General features: G+C 61.3%; 16 protein-coding genes and 1 pseudogene. 9 read left to right on the top strand and 8 right to left on the bottom strand.

The annotated features are described in order from the left end of the window. Positions 1-17: 17 nt before the first annotated feature. The 8 genes from AB4N92_RS02215 to bamA all read right to left on the bottom strand — a co-directional run bounded on the left by AB4N92_RS02215 (position 18) and on the right by bamA (position 9,112). On the bottom strand, positions 18-836 hold the full coding sequence (locus AB4N92_RS02215) for an IclR family transcriptional regulator (RefSeq protein ID WP_010209161.1): 819 nt from the start codon (positions 834-836) through the stop codon (positions 18-20). A 3-nt stretch (positions 837-839) separates the two neighbouring features. Continuing rightward, positions 840-1,691 carry a fumarylacetoacetate hydrolase family protein gene (locus AB4N92_RS02210; RefSeq protein WP_460129139.1) on the bottom strand — a complete coding sequence of 284 codons (852 nt, stop codon included), beginning with the start codon at positions 1,689-1,691 and terminating at the stop codon, positions 840-842. A gap of 230 nt (positions 1,692-1,921) precedes the next feature. Continuing rightward, positions 1,922-3,367: a carotenoid oxygenase family protein gene (locus AB4N92_RS02205; protein WP_010209163.1), complete on the bottom strand. Its 1,446-nt coding sequence runs from the start codon at positions 3,365-3,367 to the stop codon at positions 1,922-1,924. Between the two features lie 35 nt (positions 3,368-3,402). Further along, entirely contained in the window at positions 3,403-4,584 is a 1,182-nt protein-coding gene (locus AB4N92_RS02200; protein WP_010209164.1) for an MFS transporter, read from the bottom strand. Between the two features lie 15 nt (positions 4,585-4,599). Then, the gene (locus AB4N92_RS02195) at positions 4,600-5,592 is read right to left on the bottom strand and encodes a SphA family protein (RefSeq protein WP_042571774.1); all 993 of its coding nucleotides are present in this window, start codon (positions 5,590-5,592) and stop codon (positions 4,600-4,602) included. A gap of 218 nt (positions 5,593-5,810) precedes the next feature. After that, entirely contained in the window at positions 5,811-6,230 is a 420-nt protein-coding gene (locus AB4N92_RS02190; protein WP_010209166.1) for a DUF6691 family protein, read from the bottom strand. Between the two features lie 2 nt (positions 6,231-6,232). Next, positions 6,233-6,667 carry a YeeE/YedE family protein gene (locus AB4N92_RS02185; RefSeq protein WP_010209167.1) on the bottom strand — a complete coding sequence of 145 codons (435 nt, stop codon included), beginning with the start codon at positions 6,665-6,667 and terminating at the stop codon, positions 6,233-6,235. Between the two features lie 78 nt (positions 6,668-6,745). Beyond that, positions 6,746-9,112 (bottom strand): outer membrane protein assembly factor BamA, encoded by a 2,367-nt coding sequence (gene bamA, locus AB4N92_RS02180; RefSeq protein ID WP_460129134.1) that lies wholly within the window; start codon positions 9,110-9,112, stop codon positions 6,746-6,748. Between the two features lie 188 nt (positions 9,113-9,300). Here bamA and AB4N92_RS02175 point away from each other — a divergent pair, with 188 nt between their 5' ends. The 9 genes and pseudogenes from AB4N92_RS02175 (at position 9,301) to AB4N92_RS02135 (ending at position 19,284) form a co-directional block, all read left to right on the top strand. Continuing rightward, positions 9,301-9,984, top strand: a complete 684-nt coding sequence (locus tag AB4N92_RS02175) for a response regulator transcription factor (RefSeq protein WP_010209170.1) — start codon at positions 9,301-9,303, stop codon at positions 9,982-9,984. Continuing rightward, positions 9,981-11,264, top strand: coding sequence for a HAMP domain-containing sensor histidine kinase (locus AB4N92_RS02170; protein WP_236267356.1), 1,284 nt, complete (start codon positions 9,981-9,983; stop codon positions 11,262-11,264). The genes AB4N92_RS02175 and AB4N92_RS02170 overlap by 4 nt, the downstream gene beginning before the upstream one ends. A gap of 57 nt (positions 11,265-11,321) precedes the next feature. Continuing rightward, positions 11,322-11,762, top strand: a complete 441-nt coding sequence (locus tag AB4N92_RS02165; RefSeq protein WP_029529093.1) for a hypothetical protein — start codon at positions 11,322-11,324, stop codon at positions 11,760-11,762. Between the two features lie 278 nt (positions 11,763-12,040). After that, the gene (locus AB4N92_RS02160) at positions 12,041-12,709 is read left to right on the top strand and encodes a GntR family transcriptional regulator (protein ID WP_042571771.1); all 669 of its coding nucleotides are present in this window, start codon (positions 12,041-12,043) and stop codon (positions 12,707-12,709) included. 77 nt (positions 12,710-12,786) lie between these two features. Next, on the top strand, positions 12,787-13,593 hold the full coding sequence (locus AB4N92_RS02155; RefSeq protein WP_010209177.1) for an ABC transporter substrate-binding protein: 807 nt from the start codon (positions 12,787-12,789) through the stop codon (positions 13,591-13,593). An 11-nt stretch (positions 13,594-13,604) separates the two neighbouring features. Beyond that, positions 13,605-14,381, top strand: a complete 777-nt coding sequence (locus AB4N92_RS02150) for an amino acid ABC transporter permease (RefSeq protein ID WP_010209179.1) — start codon at positions 13,605-13,607, stop codon at positions 14,379-14,381. Positions 14,382-14,383: 2 nt separating this feature from the next. After that, positions 14,384-15,163 (top strand): amino acid ABC transporter ATP-binding protein, encoded by a 780-nt coding sequence (locus AB4N92_RS02145; RefSeq protein WP_010209181.1) that lies wholly within the window; start codon positions 14,384-14,386, stop codon positions 15,161-15,163. Positions 15,164-15,199: 36 nt separating this feature from the next. Continuing rightward, positions 15,200-16,809, top strand: a pseudogene (locus AB4N92_RS02140) (gamma-glutamyltransferase family protein). Positions 16,810-16,893: 84 nt separating this feature from the next. Further along, positions 16,894-19,284 carry a TonB-dependent receptor gene (locus AB4N92_RS02135; RefSeq protein ID WP_010209184.1) on the top strand — a complete coding sequence of 797 codons (2,391 nt, stop codon included), beginning with the start codon at positions 16,894-16,896 and terminating at the stop codon, positions 19,282-19,284. The last annotated feature ends 150 nt before the right edge of the window (positions 19,285-19,434 follow it).

Raw genomic sequence — 19,434 nt, 5'->3', positions numbered from 1 at the left:
ATTCCCTTCCAAAGGTTTCAGTCCGGCTGCGCGGGGCGTTGAGTCAGGGCCGCCATGCGTTGCGAGAGTGTCTGTGCGAGGGTCAGCATCTGTTCCCCTTGTTGCGCTTCCTGGGTGTTGTCACGCTCCTGGATCGGACGCACGCAACTGATGCTGCCCAGCACCTTGCCGTCGCTGTCGAAAATCGGTGCCGCGAGGCCGTAGACGCCGGGATCGATTTCCGCCGCACTGGCGACATAGCCCTGGCGACGCAGTTGCTGCAGCGCGCGGCGGAACTGTTCCCAGGTTTGGCCCAGGTGGCTGGCGCGCACTTCATCCGGGTTTTCCAGGAACAGCTGGCGGTGCTGGCGCGAGGTCATGTTGGCGAGGATCGCTTTCGATGTCGCGCCGAGGAACAACGGCCTGGGCGAACCCCGGGAGTAGCTGACCTCACTGAACAACTCGCCATGCTGGTGGATACATACCACCTGGTCCTTGAACAGCCGACAGATCAGCCATACCTGTTGCTCGCTCCAGCGTGGCAGAGCCTGTTCCAGCGACTGTGCCGCGCGCACCAGAGGGTCGCTCAGGCGCAGCTGGCGGTCCCAGGTGATGATCCGTGCGCCCAGTGCATAGCGTCCGGCTTCGACCTGAAACAACAGGCTCGCCTCGGCCAGTTCGCGTACGTAGCGGTAAATGGTTGAGCGGGTGTAACCCAGTGCGGCGCCCATTTCGTCCACCGCCCAGATCGGGCTGGCCTCGGTGAACAGGTCCAGCACCCGCAGCATGCGTTCCAGGCTGGAGCCTTTGCTATCGGCTTCCAGCTCCGACGGGCGTTCTGATTCAAGTAGATTCATGACTCACTGCTCGTCGGCGATGCTGTTGCGCAGGCGGCCGATGCCGGTTATCTCGACTTCGACGGTGTCGCCGGGCTTCATCCACACCGGCGGTTCACGGAAGGCACCGACGCCACCAGTGGTGCCGCTGACAATCACGTCGCCGGGGGCCAGTTCGGTGAACGTGGAGCAGTACTCGATCAACTGGCGCACGTCGAAAATCATGTCGCTGGTGCGGGTGTGTTGCATCACTTCGCCGTTCAGGCGCGTGGTCAGTTCCAGCTCCTGCGGGTCGTTGATCTCGTCGTGGGTCACCATCCAAGGGCCGAATCCACCGGTTTGGGGGAAGTTCTTGCCGGGCACGAACTGGAGGGTGTGCTTCTGCCAGTCGCGCACACTGCCATCGTTGTAGCAGGCATAACCGGCCACGTAGTCCAGCGCGTCCGCTGCGTTGACGTGCCTTGCGGTTTTGCCGATGACCACTGCGAGTTCGCCTTCGAAATCCAGTTTGTGCGACACCTTTGGACGAATGATCGGCTGCAGGTGCGCGACCTGGCTGTCGGCGAAACGCGTGAAAATCATCGGATAGGTCGGCATGTCACGCCCGGTCTCCCGCACGTGGGTGGCATAGTTGATGCCGATGCACAGCACTTTCCCGGGATTGGCGATCACCGGCAGGAAGGTGACGTCGGCCAATGGCACGCGGGGCAGTGGCGCGAGCACGGCCGGTGTCAGCTCCCCCAGGCGATTGGTGGCAATGGCTTGCTTGAGGTCAGCGCCAAAGGTTGATTTGACCGATTCCAGGTCAATCAGTTGATCACCTTCGACCACACCGTAGGTCGTGCGACCGTGAACAATGAAGCTTGCAAGTTTCATGAAGTGTCCTCTCGAAAAGGAAGCGGGAGATGGCAGCAATGGGTTTAATCTAGTCTTGAGCATTTATCCTGTAAAGTGGGATTTTTGTATAAATCCTGCATTACGAAATAAACGTGATTTTTCTGTTCGATCATCGGATCCAGCCCTGTAACGCCGGGCAGCCCGCGCCCTTCCAGCAAGTGGAGGGCCACGGGCGTGTCGCATGGAGAGAGGGGGAGCGGTGGCGCGACTTAGTGCGGTGCCCAGCAGCCGTGCAGTGACATGCGCATGCGGAACGGGATTTTGATGCGTGCGAGGGGGCCGGCGGCCATGGCGGTGGCGTCCAGCACCACCAGTTCGCTGCGGCCTTCGGCAATCAGGTTGAGCAGGCAGACTACGTAGCCGTCGCCTTCCTTGGCTTGCGCGGAGCGCGGAATGAAGATGGGTTCCTGGAAACAGCCGCTGTCCCCGGGAAACCAGGCATCGGTGACACCGGTCGTGAGGTTGAGGTGAACCAGCAGGTTGAAAAACTGGAATGGCATCGGCCCGTTCGACGGGTTGTACGGGCGCTCTGGATCGAAGGCGAGCATGAATCCATGTTCATACTTGCGGCCGATGTAGCGGTCATCGCAGCGGGGAAACTCGCAGGGATAGTCCGTCAGCGCCTGGGGTTGTAGTTCATCCTGCGCACTGTTCAGGTCGAATATCCAGCGCATCAGACTGGCGGCCAGGGTCTCTGGCGGCGGTACGAAACCGTCCGCCTGGGGGAAGAAGTAGAAGATGTTGCCGCCGGTGACCGGCATGTCCAGATACACTTTGCCGTCTTCATCGAACGCATTCAGGGTATGGCCCTGGAAGCCGTCCTTGGGTCCTTTGAACCAGCGCACGTCGCGCGCATGGCCGTAACGGGGCACCACGGCAAACAGCTGGGGCAACTCGGGCTGCCACTGGAAATGCTGGCCGCCTTTTTTCATGCGTTCGACGTCCACTGTCAACGGGATCAGTGGGAACACCACATACCGTTCGGTGACCGCGAAGTCGTGGACCATCGCGGCGTAGGGCGCCTGGAACCAGATTTCATGCAGCAGCTTCCCCTCTGGCGATATCTCGAAATAGGCCATGTCCGGTGTACCGTCGCCTTTGGCTTCGTAACTGAAGGCCAGCAGGTTTCCCGTGACGGGGTCGAGCTTGGGGTGGGCAGTGAACGTCGCAGAGTCAATCTGCCCGTCGAAATTCCACTCGCCGAGAGTCTCCAGGGTCTGCGGGTCCAACGCCCAGGGCATGGCATCCTCCTTGAGAGCCAGCAGGACGTTGTTGTGCGGGATCACAGACGTGTTGGCGGTGGTGTTGTTTTTGGCCGCCAGCGGGTCGTTGGTGTAGACGTTGCGGTACACACCATTGAGCGAGCGCCCTTCACGGCGCTGAGCGACCAGGCGATCGGTCAGCACATAGCGGCGGCGCAGCGAGACCTTGCCATCAGCAAAATAAAAGCCGCTGACCAAGGCATCGCCATTGAAGAAAATATCGTTGCCGAGCATGGGCGGGTATTGCGGGTCGGGTGACACCTGGTAAAAGGCCCCACGGATCGCCTCGGGAAGGGCGCCTTCGATTTCAAGGTCATACACGTCGCCCTCGACGCGGCTCGGCGCATACAGCGCTCCGGAAAATTCCGGGGTGTTTGGGAATGGCGTATTCATCGCGTTATCTCATTGATCGGTTTGGGTGGCGTCGTTCAGGCGGATTGGGCTGACAGGGCCTGCCCGCCGGGCTTAACGCCGCGACGGAAGCGAGCCACCACCAGGCACGAGATGATCAAGGCCAGCCCATAAGCGCAGGCGGCCAGCCAGCCCACCGCGCGGAAATGCCCTTCGCCCACTACCAGCGCGGCGCCAAAGGGGCCAAGCCCTTGCCCGACGAATATCGCGGCGTTGCCCAGTCCCGCCAGGCGCCCGGAGGGATCCAGTTCGGCGGCCATGGAAAGCAGATAGGGCAAGCTGAAAAACCACACCATATGGATCAGGCACGCCGTGGTGGCAAAGGCAACGGTACTGTCGCCATACACCATGATCAGGGTCGCCACTAACGCAGCACCGAAGCTCAACAGTTGCGGGAACAGTAGGCCAAGCCGCCGTCCGATGAGCCCGGAAAGGCCTGCACCCAGGGCACCCGCCAGGATGCTGCCGCCGAGGATAGCCCCGATCTGTTGAGGTTCCAGGCCCAGGCTTTTACCGATTCGTTCCTGGTACACCCATAGAGCGGAATGCCCGAAGAATAGCAGCGCAAACAGCGCGATCAGCAGCAGTGAGGTCACCCCGAACGGTCGGGCCGCGCCATGGGCGATGCGTTGGGCGTCCGGGTAATGCCTGGGGATTCTCCCGCAACCCAGTGCGGCAAGCAGGCTGGTGATGGCCAGCAGGCCAAAGGCACCCCGCACGCCAAATACCTGCAGCAGCAGAGGCATCGAGGTGACCAGCAGCATGCCCCATAACAAGTTGCCGATATTGATCACTGCAAACGTTGCATCTTTGGACCGGCGCAGTGCCGCGGTCGCATACACCACCGCCATGACCGCGCCACCGCTGGCGCCGCAGATGATCCGCAAGACCACCAGCCACGTCTGGCTGTGAACCTGGGTGCTGATCAGGTTGCCGACGGCCAGTATCAACAAGGCCACCCGTGCAAAGCGGCGGCGGTCGACACGGGCCATGAGCAGGGCACATACGCCGCAGGCGATGGCCATCGCGATTAGCTCGGCGGCGAAGATCACGCCGATGGCATTGAGCGGCACCCCCAGTTGGTCAATCAGCGCCCCGCCCAGAATCGGCTGGATCTGCAGCGTTCCCAGGGAAATGACCATCATCAGGCAAATAGCGCCCAGTGATTGCTTGCTGTCGATGGAGTCGAGCGCATTCATCACACATCACCTCAGTCAAAACTTATGAACGTAGCGAACTTGCACGGCGTAATCGGTCTTGCTGCGATTCTCTACGCCGGTTTCTTTATAGGTATTGAGCCAGAACGCCTTGTCCTCAGTGATCTTCCAGAACAAACCGGGGCCAATGCCAAGGACTTTCTCGCGAGAGTTGCTCAGGCGGTCGCCGTTGACCCGGTCATCGGAAATCTGCCGGAAGTAATAGCCGTTGATCCCGACCGAGATTTTCGGGTACACCTCGTAGGAGGCCGTAAAGTTGGCCCAGGCCGATTGCCCTGATTGGGTGTCGCGCACGGGGCGCCCTTCAAAGAACTGTGCCGAGCTGCTCGCGGGATCGTCGTTCTTGAAGTTGTACAGGTAATTCAAGCGCCAGCTCACTTCCCAGCGCGGTGCCGGCATCAGGGTCGCGGCCCAGTAGGGGTTGACGGAAAAGTAATGGGAGCCGGGGTTCAAGTCCTTGTGTTTGTCGTACTTACCTGTGGGCAGGATCGTATCGAAGGCCACGCGTTGCACGAACACCGGCCGGCCTTCGGCGTTGAGGAGCGGATCGAACTGGATTTGCGGGCCAACAGTGACGTCGCCCAGGCCGACCCCGTTGTCTTTGAGTTTGACGCCGTTGTCGCCGAAGTCGCCGTCCAGGGAAACCACCGGGACCAACAGGCTCCAGCCCAGGTGTGCGCCGCCGCCGATGGTGTCCGGTGAGTAATAGCTGAACTGGTTGATCAGGGTAATGACATTGATCTTCTGGTTATCGAAGTTGCGGTTGTCCTTGCCACCATTGTCACGAATGCTGCTGGACGTACTGAACTTCAAATAGGTCTGATGCGTCAGCCCCGGTGGCCCGGCGAACCCGTCGAAGAAGCTGGTGCCGCCCAGGTTGATACCGCTGGGTTGGCTGACGGAGGGCGGTGGGGGGCCTTCGGCAGCAAAGGCGGCAAGTGATACGCAACTGAGGGCCAGGCACGCTGGCAAGGATGGTGTCAGTCTCATTGACGTCGCTCTATTATTGGAGTTGTGAGCTGGGGTAGCTTCCCCTGGCACTTCAACTTTAATTCTCGAGCGTTGCTGTTACTTGTACACAGCGGTCAGAGTTGACTGAGAGCGTCATGTCACGCCGGTTGATTTACCCTATCCACGGATAGAGAAGGGGGTGTTCGCAGGATGATGGCGCTTGCGCAGCCATCGTAGTGTGTCCCCATTCAGCGGATTTAACCCCTGCGCCGGTTCTCCAGTACCGTAAACAACAGCATGCCGCCCAGCATGGCCACCGTGAACAGGATGACCTGCCACTGCCCTGTCAGCAGAATGGCCACGGCCGGACCCGGACAAACCCCGGCAATACCCCAACCGATGCCGAACAACAGGCTGCCGCCCACCAGGCGCCGGTCCAGCCCGCGCTTGGCGGGCAACTGCATGGGCGCGCCCAGCAGTGAGCGGGAGTGCCGGCGGGCCCAGGTCAGCGGGCCAATCGCCACGGCAATGGCGCCAATCATAACCAGTGCCAAGGACGGATCCCAAGCGCCGGCTATATCCAGGAACGCCAGTACTTTTGTCGGGTTGGCCATGCCCGCCAGAAGCAAGCCCAAACCGAACAGCAACCCGGCGATGAATGCCGTGACCTTGATCATGTTCAACTTCCCAGTAGATGACGCAGCACAAACACCGTAACGAAACCGCTGGCCATGAAGCAGGCAGTGGCGACCATTGAGCGTGGCGAAAGTCGCGATAAGCCGCACACTCCATGGCCACTGGTGCACCCTGAACCGTACCGCGTGCCCACCCCTACCAGGAAACCGGCAAGGATCAATGCGGGCCAGCCGCTCTGGAATTCAATCAACGGTAGCGTGGCGAACGCACCCCATAGCAGCGGGGCGACGAGCAGGCCGAGCAGAAACAGTGCTGTTTCACTCACGCCCTTGCCCTCTCGCTGCAGAAGATGGCCGATCAGGCCGCTGATGCCGGCGATACGGCCGTTGCTGACGACGAACACGCTGGCCGCCAGGCCAATCAGTGCGCCGCCTGCCAGAGACGACCAGGGTGTGAAGTTGAGCCAGTCGACAGTCATGAAGCATTGCTCCTGAGTGATTCGGCGCTATTGTGCTTCAGCGTCGCCACTGATAGTGGAAAAAGTCGATCAGGCCCTTTAAAACGTCTGCCCCATGGAAAACTGGAAGACCTGCTTGTCTGCGTTCTCAGGTGTGCGAATCGGATAAGCCAGGTTGACACTCAACGGCCCCAGCGGGCTGTACCAGGTCACTCCCACCCCCACGGAACTGGCCATCTGGCTCAGGTCCACGCCGCCGCAGTCTTGGGTCGTGCTCAGGTAGCACTTGTCCGAATACACCGAGCCCACATCCCAGAACAGTGAAGTGCGCACGGATTTGTTGTCCTTGATGAACGGCACGGGGAACAAGTACTCCGCGCCGCCGGTAATCAGGATATTGCCGCCCAGCGCCTCTGTATCCCGGTCCGAATAGTACGCCTGGCCGGCACTGGCATACGTTCCGGTCGCCGGCGTGCTGCGTGGGCCGAGCGTGCCGCTTTCAAAGCCGCGCACCGTGCCTTCACCGCCGGCCGTATAGCTTTCGTAGAAGGGTAAGCCGTCGGTGGAACCGTAGCCGTTGCCGTAACCGAGCTTGGTATGCAAACGCAGGGCGGTGTTATTGCTGACCGGTAGGAAGGTTTGCCCCGTGTAATCGATTTTGTAGAAACTCAGGTCGCTGCCGGGCACCGTCACCGTCAGGTTGAGGTTTTGCGCGTGCCCACGCGTCGCCAGCACGCCTTTGTTCAAGGTCGATTCCGACCAGCCCAGGTTGGCTTTGAAGTTGGTGAACTGTTTGCCTTCGCGCTCGATGAAGTCGTAGATCTCGTCGGCGCTGTAGGTGCCCGGTTCGATACTGTCGTGTTGGGCGGTCAAGCCGAAACTCAGGCGCGACGTCTCATTGATCGGGTAGCCGAGGCTGGCGCCCAGGCCATAACTGTTAATGGCGTAATAGGACACTCCGTCATCGTAGTATTTGTTGTAGTCGGTCTTGTTATAGAACGCGTTGTAACCCAGGCTCACCCCATCACGAGTGAAGTAGGGATCGGTGAAGCCGATGTTGTACTTGCTCTGGTAGGACGACCGGGTCAGCCCCAGGCTGGCAGAATTGCCGGTGCCGAGAAAGTTGTTCTGGGTAATTGACCCGCCGAGGATCAGCCCAGAACTTTGGGCGAAGCCGACGCTGGCCGTGATCGAGCCGGATGCTTGCTCTTGCACGGCGTAGTTCACATCCAGCTGGTCATCCAGCCCGGTCACCGCTGGCGTCTCGACGTTCACTTCCTTGAAGTACCCCAGCCGCTCCAGGCGCACCTTGGACTGGTCGATCAAGTAGGTCGAGGCCCAGCCGCCCTCCATCTGGCGCATTTCGCGACGCAGCACCTTATCATCGGTCTTGGTATTGCCCCGGAAGTTGATGCGGTTGACGTAAGCCCGCTTGCCGGGCTCGACGCTGAAGGTGATATCGACCGTGTGATCCGCTTCATGCACCTGCGGCGTGCCGCTGACGTTGGCGAACGTGTAACCGTCGTTGCCCAGGCGGCGGGTGATCAGGTCCGACGTGGTGGTCATCAATTTGCGCGAAAACACTTGGCCTTTTTTCACCAGTAACAACGCCTGCACCTGATCCTGCGGGACTTTCAGCTCGCCACTCAACTTCACGTCGCGCACCGTGTATTTCTGGCCTTCCTGGATATTCACGGTGATGTACACGTGCTTTTTGTCCGGGGTCATGGAGACCTGCGTCGAGGCGATATCCATGTTGATGTAGCCGCGGTCCAGGTAAAAGGAGCGTAGGCGTTCAAGGTCGCCGGAGAGTTTCTCCCGTGCGTATTTATCGTCGTTCCTGAAAAAGGACAGCCAGTTGCTGGTCTTTAGCGTGAATTGGTCGAGCAAGGCGGCGTCGGCGAATACCGTATTGCCGACCACATTGATGTGCTGGATCGATGCCACTTCGCCTTCGTCGATCTTGATCTTCAGGCCCACGCGGTTGCGCGGTTGGGGCACGACCTCGGTGTCGACCGACGCCGAATAGCGGCCCTGGGCCACGTACTGGCGCTGCAGTTCATTGCGCAAGCCCTCCAGGGTGGCGCGCTGGAATATCTCGCCTTCGCTCAGACCTGATTGCTTCATGCCTTTCATCAGGTCATCGGTGGCGATCGCTTTGTTGCCCTCGAACTCGATACTGGCAACCGAAGGGCGCTCGACGACGTTGATAATCAGCACGTCGCCTTCGCGGCTCAACTGGATGTCCTGGAAGTAACCGGTCTTGAACAATGCTCGGGTGGAATCCACCAGGCGCCGGTCATCGGCTTCATCGCCAACGTTCAGCGGCAATGCACCGAAAACGCTGCCTGCCGAAACCCGTTGCAGGCCATTGATTCGAATATCCGAGATTTTGAAGCCTTGGGCGAGTGCCAGTGAGGCATTGAGCAGCAGCGCAACCGAGCAGAGCAGGCGCGAAAAATTCATCAAGATCTTTTCCAGAACACATCGACGAGCAGCGCCGGCGCGCTTGGTTCACTCGCCGACCGGTGAAGAGCCAGCATAAGAGTGCGCGGCGTTTGGTGCGGTTAACTGAATGTCAAGTTAGGTAAAGGTTGGCCCGGATTCCGGCAGCAAGGCTGATAATGCGCGCCCACACCCCGGACGAGCCCGTCATGATCTCCGTACTGTTAGTCGACGATGACCAGGAATTGACTGAAATGCTGCGCCAATACCTGGAGTGCGAAGGCTTCGAGGCCACGGCCGTGCATACGGGCGAGGCGGGTGAGGCCGAGGCGCTGTCGGGTCGCTACAGCATCGTAGTGCTGGATGTGATGTTGCCGCAGCGTTCGGGCATTGAGGTACTGCGGCGTATCCGTGCCGTCAGCCAAGTCCCGGTAGTGTTGCTCACCGCCCGTGGCGACAACATCGACCGCATCACTGGCCTGGAGCTCGGTGCTGATGACTACGTGCCCAAACCCAGCTCCCCAGGCGAGTTGGTGGCGCGCCTGCGCGCCATCATGCGCAGGGTGCAGGCAGTCGGTCAGCCCACCACCGAGGTGATCAAGACTGGTTCGCTGGTGTTATGGCCCGGCAAGCGCCAGGCCGTGTGGAATGGTGCAGAACTGGGCGTGACCAGCACCGAGTTCAGCCTGCTCGAAGAACTGGCCCGCTGCGCCGGCCAAGTGGTGAGCAAAAAGGATCTATCGCTCAATGCCCTGGGTTGCCCGCTGACCCGCTATGACCGGCGCATCGACGTGCATATCAGCAGCATCCGGCAGAAGCTGGGGCCGCGCCCGGACGCCAAGGCCTGGATCCAGAGCGTGCGTGGCCTGGGCTACCTGTTGATTGCCGAATGACCAAGCCCAGCCTGCTGTTCTGGAAACTGTTCCTGGCGTTCTGGCTGGCGACCACCTTGACGTTCCTGGTCGGGGTCGGTGTGCTGGAGCTGAGCCGCTTCCGCCCGGGCGACCCGCATGTGGGCGCCATCCTCGCAAGTGAGCAAAAGCTGCTGGAACAATTTGGTGTCCAGGCCGCTGGCCAGTTCCTGGCGGTATGGGAGCGTCCGCCGGACGAAGTTATCGGCATCTATGACCGCACCGGCCAGTTACTGGCTGGGTCTGCGGTTGCGGAGCCGGCCTTTGAGCGCGCGGTGACCAGCAAGGAAGGCCTGGCGCTTTCACTGCGCTCGAGTCACGCCCCCGGTGAGGACGGCGGCAGGCCCTGGCAACAGGTCCCGCTGATCATCGGCACGCTGATGAGTGCGCTGTTCAGCGGGTACATGGCGTACTACCTGGCCTGGCCGCTGGCGCACTTGCGCCGGGCGATGAGCGATGTGGCCCAGGGGCGTTTCGAAACCCGGGTCAAGCCCTCCATGGGCAAGCGCCGCGATGAAATCGTCGACCTGGCCGAAGACTGTGACCGCATGGCCAACCAGTTGAAGGTGTTGGTGCAAGCCCAACACCATCTGCTGCACGACATCTCCCATGAACTGCGCTCGCCATTGACGCGCATGCAAGCGGCCATCGGCCTGTTGCGCCAGGACGCCGCACGCCTGGAAATGCTCGAGCGCATCGAGCGCGAGTGCGAACGCATGGACACGCTGATCGAGGCGTTGCTGACCCTGGCCCGCCTGCAGGGCCGCCCTGAAAGCATCGAGCGCGAGCCGGTGGATATCGTGGAATTGCTGGCGATGATTGTCGACGATGCGCAATTCGAAGCGGATATCAAGGACTGTCGCGTTCACCTGCAGGCTTGCCCGCCGTTTATCGCCTGTGTCAGCGGTGAGTTGCTGTACCGCTGTTTTGAAAACGTGATTCGCAACGCCGTACGCTATACCCGTCCGGGAACGACCGTGCAGGTGTCGGCGCAGGTCAATCGCGAAGCTAATCGCTTGAGCGTACGCATCAGCGACCTTGGGCCTGGAGTGGCGCCTGACCGACTGAGCACCATCTTCCAGCCGTTCGAACGCGGTGTGGGTGATGCCACTGTCGGCTTTGGCCTGGGCTTGGCCATTGCGGCGAGGGCGGTGCAGATGCATGGCGGCCATATCGAGGCGCGCAACGAGTCGGGGGGCGGGCTGACCGTGGAGATCAACCTCCACAGTGCGCGATCTTTACACGACATTACATTGGCTTGACCGCCCTGTACGTCGCCCCTCATTAGACTGGTCGCCAGTGATTGAGCGGAGGTGACAATGTTTCAGGTGCATAAAAAGGGCTTTGTACCCGGTAGGAAAATGGTCGACGGCCTGGTCCCGTATGATTTTTTTTGCGAAGACAATCCGGCGATCAATCTCTTCGTGTTTACCGGTGCCGCCACCCCAGGCGCGGCGGTCAAGGAGCAGACGCTATGGGGGTTTACGCGGCTGGAACGGTTCGAGGCGATGACCTGTGCGCTGCTCGGCAACAAGCAGCACAGCGGCTGGTTCCAAAGCGTCAGCGTGTTGACCGGGCCTAACCAGAACGGTACGCAAAGCATGAAGTTCCAACGCGTGCTGAAAATCATCAAGCACGCAAGCAACACCCGCAACGTCGACTACGAGATCCTTACCGACGAAGGTGACACCTACTTCACACGCCCGCCCGTCACTGAAAACAGTGCGCAGACCATCATCTACTCGGCCGAACCCGGTTGAAAATGGCCGGTTGCCTTCAATCCTGATCTGAGGCCAGGGGCCGTGTTTAGACATCTGCCCCGACGTGGCCCGCGACCTGTTACGCGTGCCCACTCACGGGGCAATTTATGTGCTGTTTGGTAGCAAGCACCTGCAACGTCATTGCGCACCCTCTGTCGACAAATCCCTCGCTGTTTCATCCAAATCAACCACTTGGCACACCTTTGCATAATCTGGCACGCAAACTGCTTTTTTGTATTCATGGATAATTGGATACAAAAATACAAAAGGTGCTGCCAATGCAATTCGCCCCCGCTTACGTTGACCGTCAGCCCCTCACCGCCGAGGAGGAGGCCTACAACTTCCTGCTCGACGCCATTTGCGGTGGTCGCTACCGCAAGGGCGACCGGCTGATCGCTGAAGACATCGCCAGTGAGATTGGCATGAGCCGCATGCCGGTGCGCGAAGCCTTCCGCCGCTTGGATGCCCAAGGTCTGGTCACCTTGCGACCCAACCGTGGTGCCGTCGTCAGCGGCCTGGATATCGATGAATTGCACGAAGTATTCGAGATGCGCAGTGCCCTCGAAGGCCTGGCAGTGCGTGTGGCAGTCCCACGCATCGGCGAACGTCAATTGGCCGCACTGGAGCGCATGCTCGACGAGATGGACGACTACCGCGACGAAAGCGCCGCTTGGGTCAGCCGCCACCGCGCTTTTCACGAATACCTGTGCAGCCTCAGTGGCCGTCCACGCTTGATGAAGCAGATCTCGGCGCTGTACTCGCTGGTGGAAGCGCCCATGCGCCTGTGGTTGCAGCATGGCGAGAAACCCCTCAGCGCCCGCCAGGAACATGCGGTGATCCTTGATGCCATCCGTGCCGGTGACGCCGCCCGCGCCGAGGGCGTGGTGCGCGAGCATATCGAGGGCACCGTGCCGGCGCTGATCCAGTTCCTGCAAGCGGAAAAATAACAAGAGGCGGGCCCAAGCCCGTCCGTGTGTTGACTTTGAGTCCTGCCCCGTTAAACAACGAACTGGAGTGTCTGGTCATGCATAAACGCCGCGCCTTGTTGATGGCTGTCTCCCTCGGCTTCTGTACCCAATGGGCTTCTGCCGCGCCCCAGGTGCCGGAGCGCCTGAAGACAGTCGATAAACTCGTCTACTGCTCCGGGATGGATTCACCGCCCCTGGTGTCCTTCGATGAAGCGCAGAAACCGCGCGGTCTCACCGTCGACCTCGGGCTTGAAGTTGCCAAGCGCCTGGGCGACAAACAGGTGCAATGGCGGGTCATTCCGTTTTCCGGCCTGGTGCCTGCGTTGCTTGCCCAGCAATGCGACATGATCGTTGACCAGCTGTTCGACAAACCCGAACGGCGCCAGGTGATCGACATCGTTAACTACATGTATTCCAGCCAGTCGGTGGTGGTGCCCAAGGGCAATCCAAAAGGCATCAAGGCCCTGGATGACTTGTCCGGGCACAAGGTCGCAGTGCTCAACGGCTCCACCATCAAGACCCTGCTGGACGCGCAAAACGACAGCCTGACCAAAGCCGGCAAGCCGCCGATGAAACTGGTGGTGTACAACAGCGACACCGATGCCTTCCAGGCCCTGCGCATCAGCCAGGTCGACGCCTACGGCACCACGGTGGAAACCGCCGGCTACTACGCCGCGATGGCCCCGGACCTGTTCCAGGAAGGCGTGCCGGCATTCAGTCGCATCCTTACCGGCCTGGGCATGCGCAAGGATGACCCGCAACTCAGCGCCGCCGTGCAGCAAGTGATCAGCGACATGCGCAGTGATGGCAGCTATGTGGCATTGCTCAACAAATGGCATGTCAGCAGTGACACTCTCGACTGAGGTTTCCCGCAATGAACTTCAATTGGGATGTGTTCTGGCAGTACCTGTTGCAGCCCAGCGGGGTGTACCTCACCGGGCTCTGGCTGACCTGCCTGATCGCGGTGTCGGCGATGCTGCTGGGCTGTGTGCTGGGCTTGGCGGCTGCACTGTTGCGCCTGTCAAAGAACCCGCTATTGCACCTGCCGGTGCGTTTTTATGTGTGGCTGATGCGCGGCACGCCGTTGCTGGTGCAGATCGTGTTCCTGTACACGGCGCTGGCGGCGGGCGGGATTTTCCGCTTTGAGGATATCGACCTGTTCGGTCTGGTGGTGCCTGGCAATATCCAGGCGGCGATCATCGCTTTGGGCCTCAATGAAGGCGCCTATATGGCCGAGATCATCCGCGCCGGCATTGGCGCGGTCGACAAGGGCCAGTACGAAGCCGGGCGCTCCCTGGGCATGGGCTTTGCCAAGCTGATGCGGCGTATCGTGCTGCCCCAGGCATTCCGCGTGATCGTGCCGCCGCTGGGCAACGAGTTCAACGTGATGCTCAAGAACACCACCCTGGTCAGCGTGATCGGCGTGCAGGAATTGTTGCTCAGCACGCAGATGGTCACCTCGGCGACGTTTCGCGTGTTCGAGTTGTACCTGGTGGTCGCGATCTACTTCCTGATGCTCACCACGCTCTGGGGCTTCTTCCAGCGCTGGCTGGAGGCACGTTTCGGCCAGTCCGACCGGCCTTCCGCACCGCCACCGGCGTCCAGCCGCATGTTCGGGCGCAGCACCTTGAAACTGCTGAGGGGACGATAACCATGGCGCATCAAAGTGAAGAGCTGATTATCGAAGCGTTGGATATTCATAAGTCGTTCGGCGCACTGCAGATCCTCAAGGGGATCTCCCTGCAAGTGCGGCGCGGTGAGGTGGTGGTGCTGATCGGCGCCTCGGGTTCGGGCAAGACCACGTTTATCCGCTGCATCAACCTGCTGGAGGACATCCAGGGTGGACGCATCCGCGTCAACGGCCGCGCCATGGGCTATCGCGAGCGCAGCGACGGCAGCCTGGTGCGCGACTCGGAGCGCAACATCGCCCGTCAGCGCCGCGACATCGGCATGGTGTTCCAACGCTTTAACCTGTTCCCCCACATGACTGCGCTGGAAAACATCATCGAGGCGCCGATCCAGGTGCTTGGCACGCCTCGCGCCCAAGCCTTGGAACAGGCCCGTGGATTACTAGCGCGGGTTGGCCTGGCGGACAAGGCCAGCCACTACCCGGCGATGCTCTCCGGCGGGCAGCAGCAACGGGTGGCCATCGCCCGTGCACTGGCGATGAAACCCCAGGCCATGCTGTTTGACGAACCCACCAGCGCCCTCGACCCGGAAACCGTCGGCGAAGTGCTGCAGGTGATGAAGGAGCTGGCCGAGGAGGGTATGACCATGGTGGTGGTCACCCACGAAATGGGTTTTGCCCGTGAAGTGGCCGACCGCGTGGTGGTGCTCGATCAGGGTGAACTCATCGAGCAAGGGCCGCCGGAACAGATTTTCAGCCACCCCAGCCATCCGCGCACGCGTGCGTTCCTTAGTCGTGTGTTGTGAGTCTTCCCATCACGCTTGTGTTGACGAGTCTTAGCCATGTTGAAATTTTCTGCTCACGAGTACCCTTATCCCTCCCAACGCCAGAGCGTGTTTGCCCAGCGCGGCATGGTCGCGGCGTCCCAGCCCCTGGCCGCCCAGGCCGGTATCGAGGTCATGCAGAAGGGCGGTAACGCCATCGACGCTGCGATTGCTACGGCGGCCGCTTTGACGGTGGTGGAGCCCACCGGCTGCGGCATCGGCGGCGATGCGTTTGCCCTCGTCTGGTGCAAGGGCCAGTTGCACGGTTTGAATGGCAACGGCCATGCGCCGGCGGCCTTGAGTATCGAGGCGGTCAAGGCAGCGGGGCATGATCAGATGCCGCTGTATGGCTGGACACCGGTCACGGTGCCAGGCTGCCCGTCGGCTTGGGCCGAGCTGTCGCAACGCTTCGGCAAATTGCCGTTTGCCGAGTTGCTGCAACCGGCCATCCGCCTGGCGCGCGATGGTTTCCCGCTGTCGCCGGTGGTCGCCCATCAATGGCAGCTTACCCTGGAAGAATTCAGCCCCCATCGCGACGCTGCGCTGGATGCCTGGTTCGACACCTTCCTGATCGACGGCCGCGCGCCACGGGCCGGGGACATGTTTCGCAACCCGGCCCAGGCCCGTACCCTCGAAGAACTGGCGGCCACCCGCTGCGAAAGCCTGTATCGCGGAGCCCTGGCCGAGCGCCTGGATGCGCATTCCAGGGCGAGTGGCGGCTACCTGCGCGCCAGCGATCTCCAGGATTACCGCGCTGAGTGGGTGGAGCCGATCCACGTCAACTACCGGGGCGTGGATGTCTGGGAAATCCCCCCAGCGGCCAGGGCCTGGTGGCGTTGATGGCGCTGAACATCCTCGAAGGTTTCAGCTTCGATCACCGCGACAGCCAGCAGACCTGGCACCGCCAATTGGAGGCCATGAAACTCGCCTACAGCGACGGTCTGCACTACATCACCGACCCGCTGCACATGCGCGTGGCCGTCGCCGATCTGCTCAGCGATGACTACAGCAGCCGTCGCCGTGGGCAGATCGGTGAACAGGCCCAGCCCCCCAAACCCGGTGATCCCCACGCCAGCGGCACGGTGTACCTGGCCACGGCCGACGCCGAGGGCAACATGGTTTCGTTTATCCAAAGCAACTACCACGGCTTTGGTTCCGGCGTGGTGCTGCCCGACAGTGGCATTGCCCTGCAGAACCGCGGGCAGGAGTTCAGCCTCGACCCGACACACGCCAACTGCCTGGCGCCAGGCAAAAAAACCTTCCATACCATCATCCCCGGCTTCCTCACCCAAGACGGCCAGGCCCTCGGCCCGTTCGGCGTGATGGGCGGCTACATGCAGCCCCAGGGCCACGTGCAGATGGTGATGAACCTGGTGGATTTCGGCCTCAACCCGCAAGCGGCATTGGACGCGCCGCGCTGGCAATGGCTGGGCGACATGAAGGTCGGTATCGAACAGGGTGCCTCCCGCGACTTGGCCAATGCCTTGGCGCGGCGCGGGCATCAGGTGCAGATGGCCAGCGACCTCACCGACTACGGGCGTGGGCAGATCATTCTGCGGGACCCGGTCAGTGGTGTATTGTGCGGCGGAACGGAGCCGAGGGCGGATTCAACGATCGCAGTGTGGTAAGCGAAAAAATTGGCTGAAGCCTGTCCCCTTTTTTCATCTCGCCTGTCATTCCAGGCAAGTGAACAATATTGAGAGCTTCCGCCAATGCCTGTAGTCCGCCCCTTGCTGAAACTCAGCCTGCTGCTGAGCCTCAGCGCCAGCCCGTTCTTCGCTGCTGTCAGCTACGCCGAAGACACCGCCACTCGCCGCAGCTATCAGGTGCCCGCCGGCAGCCTGAGTGCGGCGCTCACCCGCTTTGCCGGGTTGGCGGGCGTCAATCTGTCGGTGGACCCGGCGTTGGTCAGTGGGCGCAGCAGCAGCGGTTTGTCCGGCGAGTATGCGGTCGAGGAGGGCTTTGCCCGCTTGCTGCAAGGCTCTGGCCTGCAACTGCAGCCGATGGGTGCACAGGCCTATATGCTGGTGCCGGCGCCGGAGGGCAGCAGCCTGGAATTGGCCCCGACGTCGATCCTCGGCACCACCGGCCTGTATGACGGCGACACCTACGCCGGTGGCCAAGTGGCGCGCCGCACGGCCCAGGGCCTGCTCGGCACGCGGGACTTCATGGAAACCCCGTTCAGCATCACCACCTACACCGCTGACACGGTGAAGAACCAACAGGCCCGCACCCTGGGCGACCTGATCGCCGCCGACCCGTCGGTACGCGCGACCAACCCGGCCGGTGGGCGCTACGAGCAATTCACCATTCGCGGCTTCAGCCTGTTCAACAGCGACGTGGCGTACAACGGCTTATACGGCGTGCTGCCGACTTACACCATCGACATGGAAATGGCCGACCGCGTCGACATCCTCAAGGGGCCAAGCCAGTTGATCAACGGCATTTCGCCGCGTGGCAGCGTGGGCGGCGGGATCAACGTGGTGCCCAAGCGCGCCACCGACAAGGACATCAACTCGTTTACCGGCAACTGGGCTTCCGACAGCCAGGCCGGCGGCGCAGTGGACATCGGTCGACGCTTTGGCGAAGACAACCAGTTCGGCATTCGCTTCAACGGCGTGAAGCAGTCCGGCGATACCGAGTGGGATCACCAGAGCGTCGACCGCGAAATGGCCGTGCTGGGCCTGGATTTTCGTGGCGAACGCTTGCGCCTTTCCACTGACATCGGCCACACCGAGCGCGACACCGATGCGCCGCAAGAGCGCGTACAGGTGGCGGCCGCAGCGCCGGTGCCCAGCGCCAATGACGTGCGCCGCAACTATGCGCAATCCTGGAGCAAGGCCCGCACCAACGACACCTTCGGCACGGTCAATGCCGAGTATGACCTCAGCGACAACGTGATGCTCTACGGCGGCATGGGGGCGCGTAAAAGCAACCACGATTTCCTGCGCCACGCGGTGTCCGTATCCAACGCAGCCGGTGATTTCAGCGTGCAGCCACGGGATTTCACCCGCGATGAAAACGTGCGCACCTACACCGCCGGCGTGCGCAACTGGTTCCAGACCGGGCCGGTGAGCCATGAGGTCAACCTGGCCGCCAGCTACTTCGACATGGACTTCACCAACGGAGGCGCGCGTTATACGTCGCCGTCGAGCAATCTCTACAACCCGGTGCAAACCCCCACGCCTTCGCGGCCGACGCGGTTTGATCCCAAGGTCTACACCGAAAACAAATTCAGCGGCGTGGCCTTGTCCGACACCCTGGGCTTCTTCGATGATCGCCTGTTGCTCACCCTCGGTGCGCGCTGGCAGCGCGTGAAGGTCGATGACTGGAGCGACGGCATCAAAGGTGATACCGCCTACGACGAAGAAAAGGTCTCGCCATCCGGCGGCATCCTGTTCAAGGCCACCGACAGGTTGTCGCTGTACGCCAACTACATGGAAGGCCTGAGCCAGGGCAAGATCGCACCGTCCACCTCGATCAACGAAGACCAGATCTTCCCGCCGTTCATCAGCCGCCAGGTCGAAGTGGGCGCCAAGTACGACGCCGGGGCGTTTGCCGTGACCGCTGCGGTGTTCCGTATCAAGCAGCCGGCCTATGAAACCAATGCGACCACGCGGCTGTTTGGTCCCAATGGCAAACGCGAGAACTCAGGTGTGGAACTGAGTGTGTTCGGCGAACCGCTCAAGGGCTTCCGCCTGCTCGGTGGTGTGATGTACATCGACAGTGAGCTGAAGGACACCACCAACGGTACCTGGGACGGCAACCGTGCCCCGGCCACGCCCAAGTACAACGTCAACCTGGGTGCCGAATGGGATGTGCCGGGCCTCGAAGGCCTGACGCTGACCAGCCGTGGCATTTACTCCAGCTCGCAGTACCTGGACCAGTCCAACGTCAAGGAAATCGACGCCTGGAACCGCCTCGACGTAGGGGCGCGCTACGCGTTCAAGGTGGACGACAAACACATCACCTTGCGGGCGAATGTGGAGAACGTCGCCGATAAGCGCTATTGGAGTTCGGCCGGGGCTTCGGATGACAGTGAGCCGGGGCTGACCTTGTCGACGCCGCGTACCTATCTGCTGTCCGCCACCGTCGACTTCTAAGGGGGGACACCGATCAACCTGTGGGCGCTGGTTTGCTTGCGATAGGGAGGGGCGCCAGTCACAGCGCTATTTGCTGATGTAGCGTCATCGCAGGCAAGCCAGCTCCCACACCTGATTTTGGCGTTAATGAGAATGTTTTTTGATCACGCC

The sequence above is a fragment of the Pseudomonas sp. S3_A09 genome (assembly GCF_054668065.1).
This window is presented reverse-complemented; position numbering and strand designations above follow the sequence as displayed.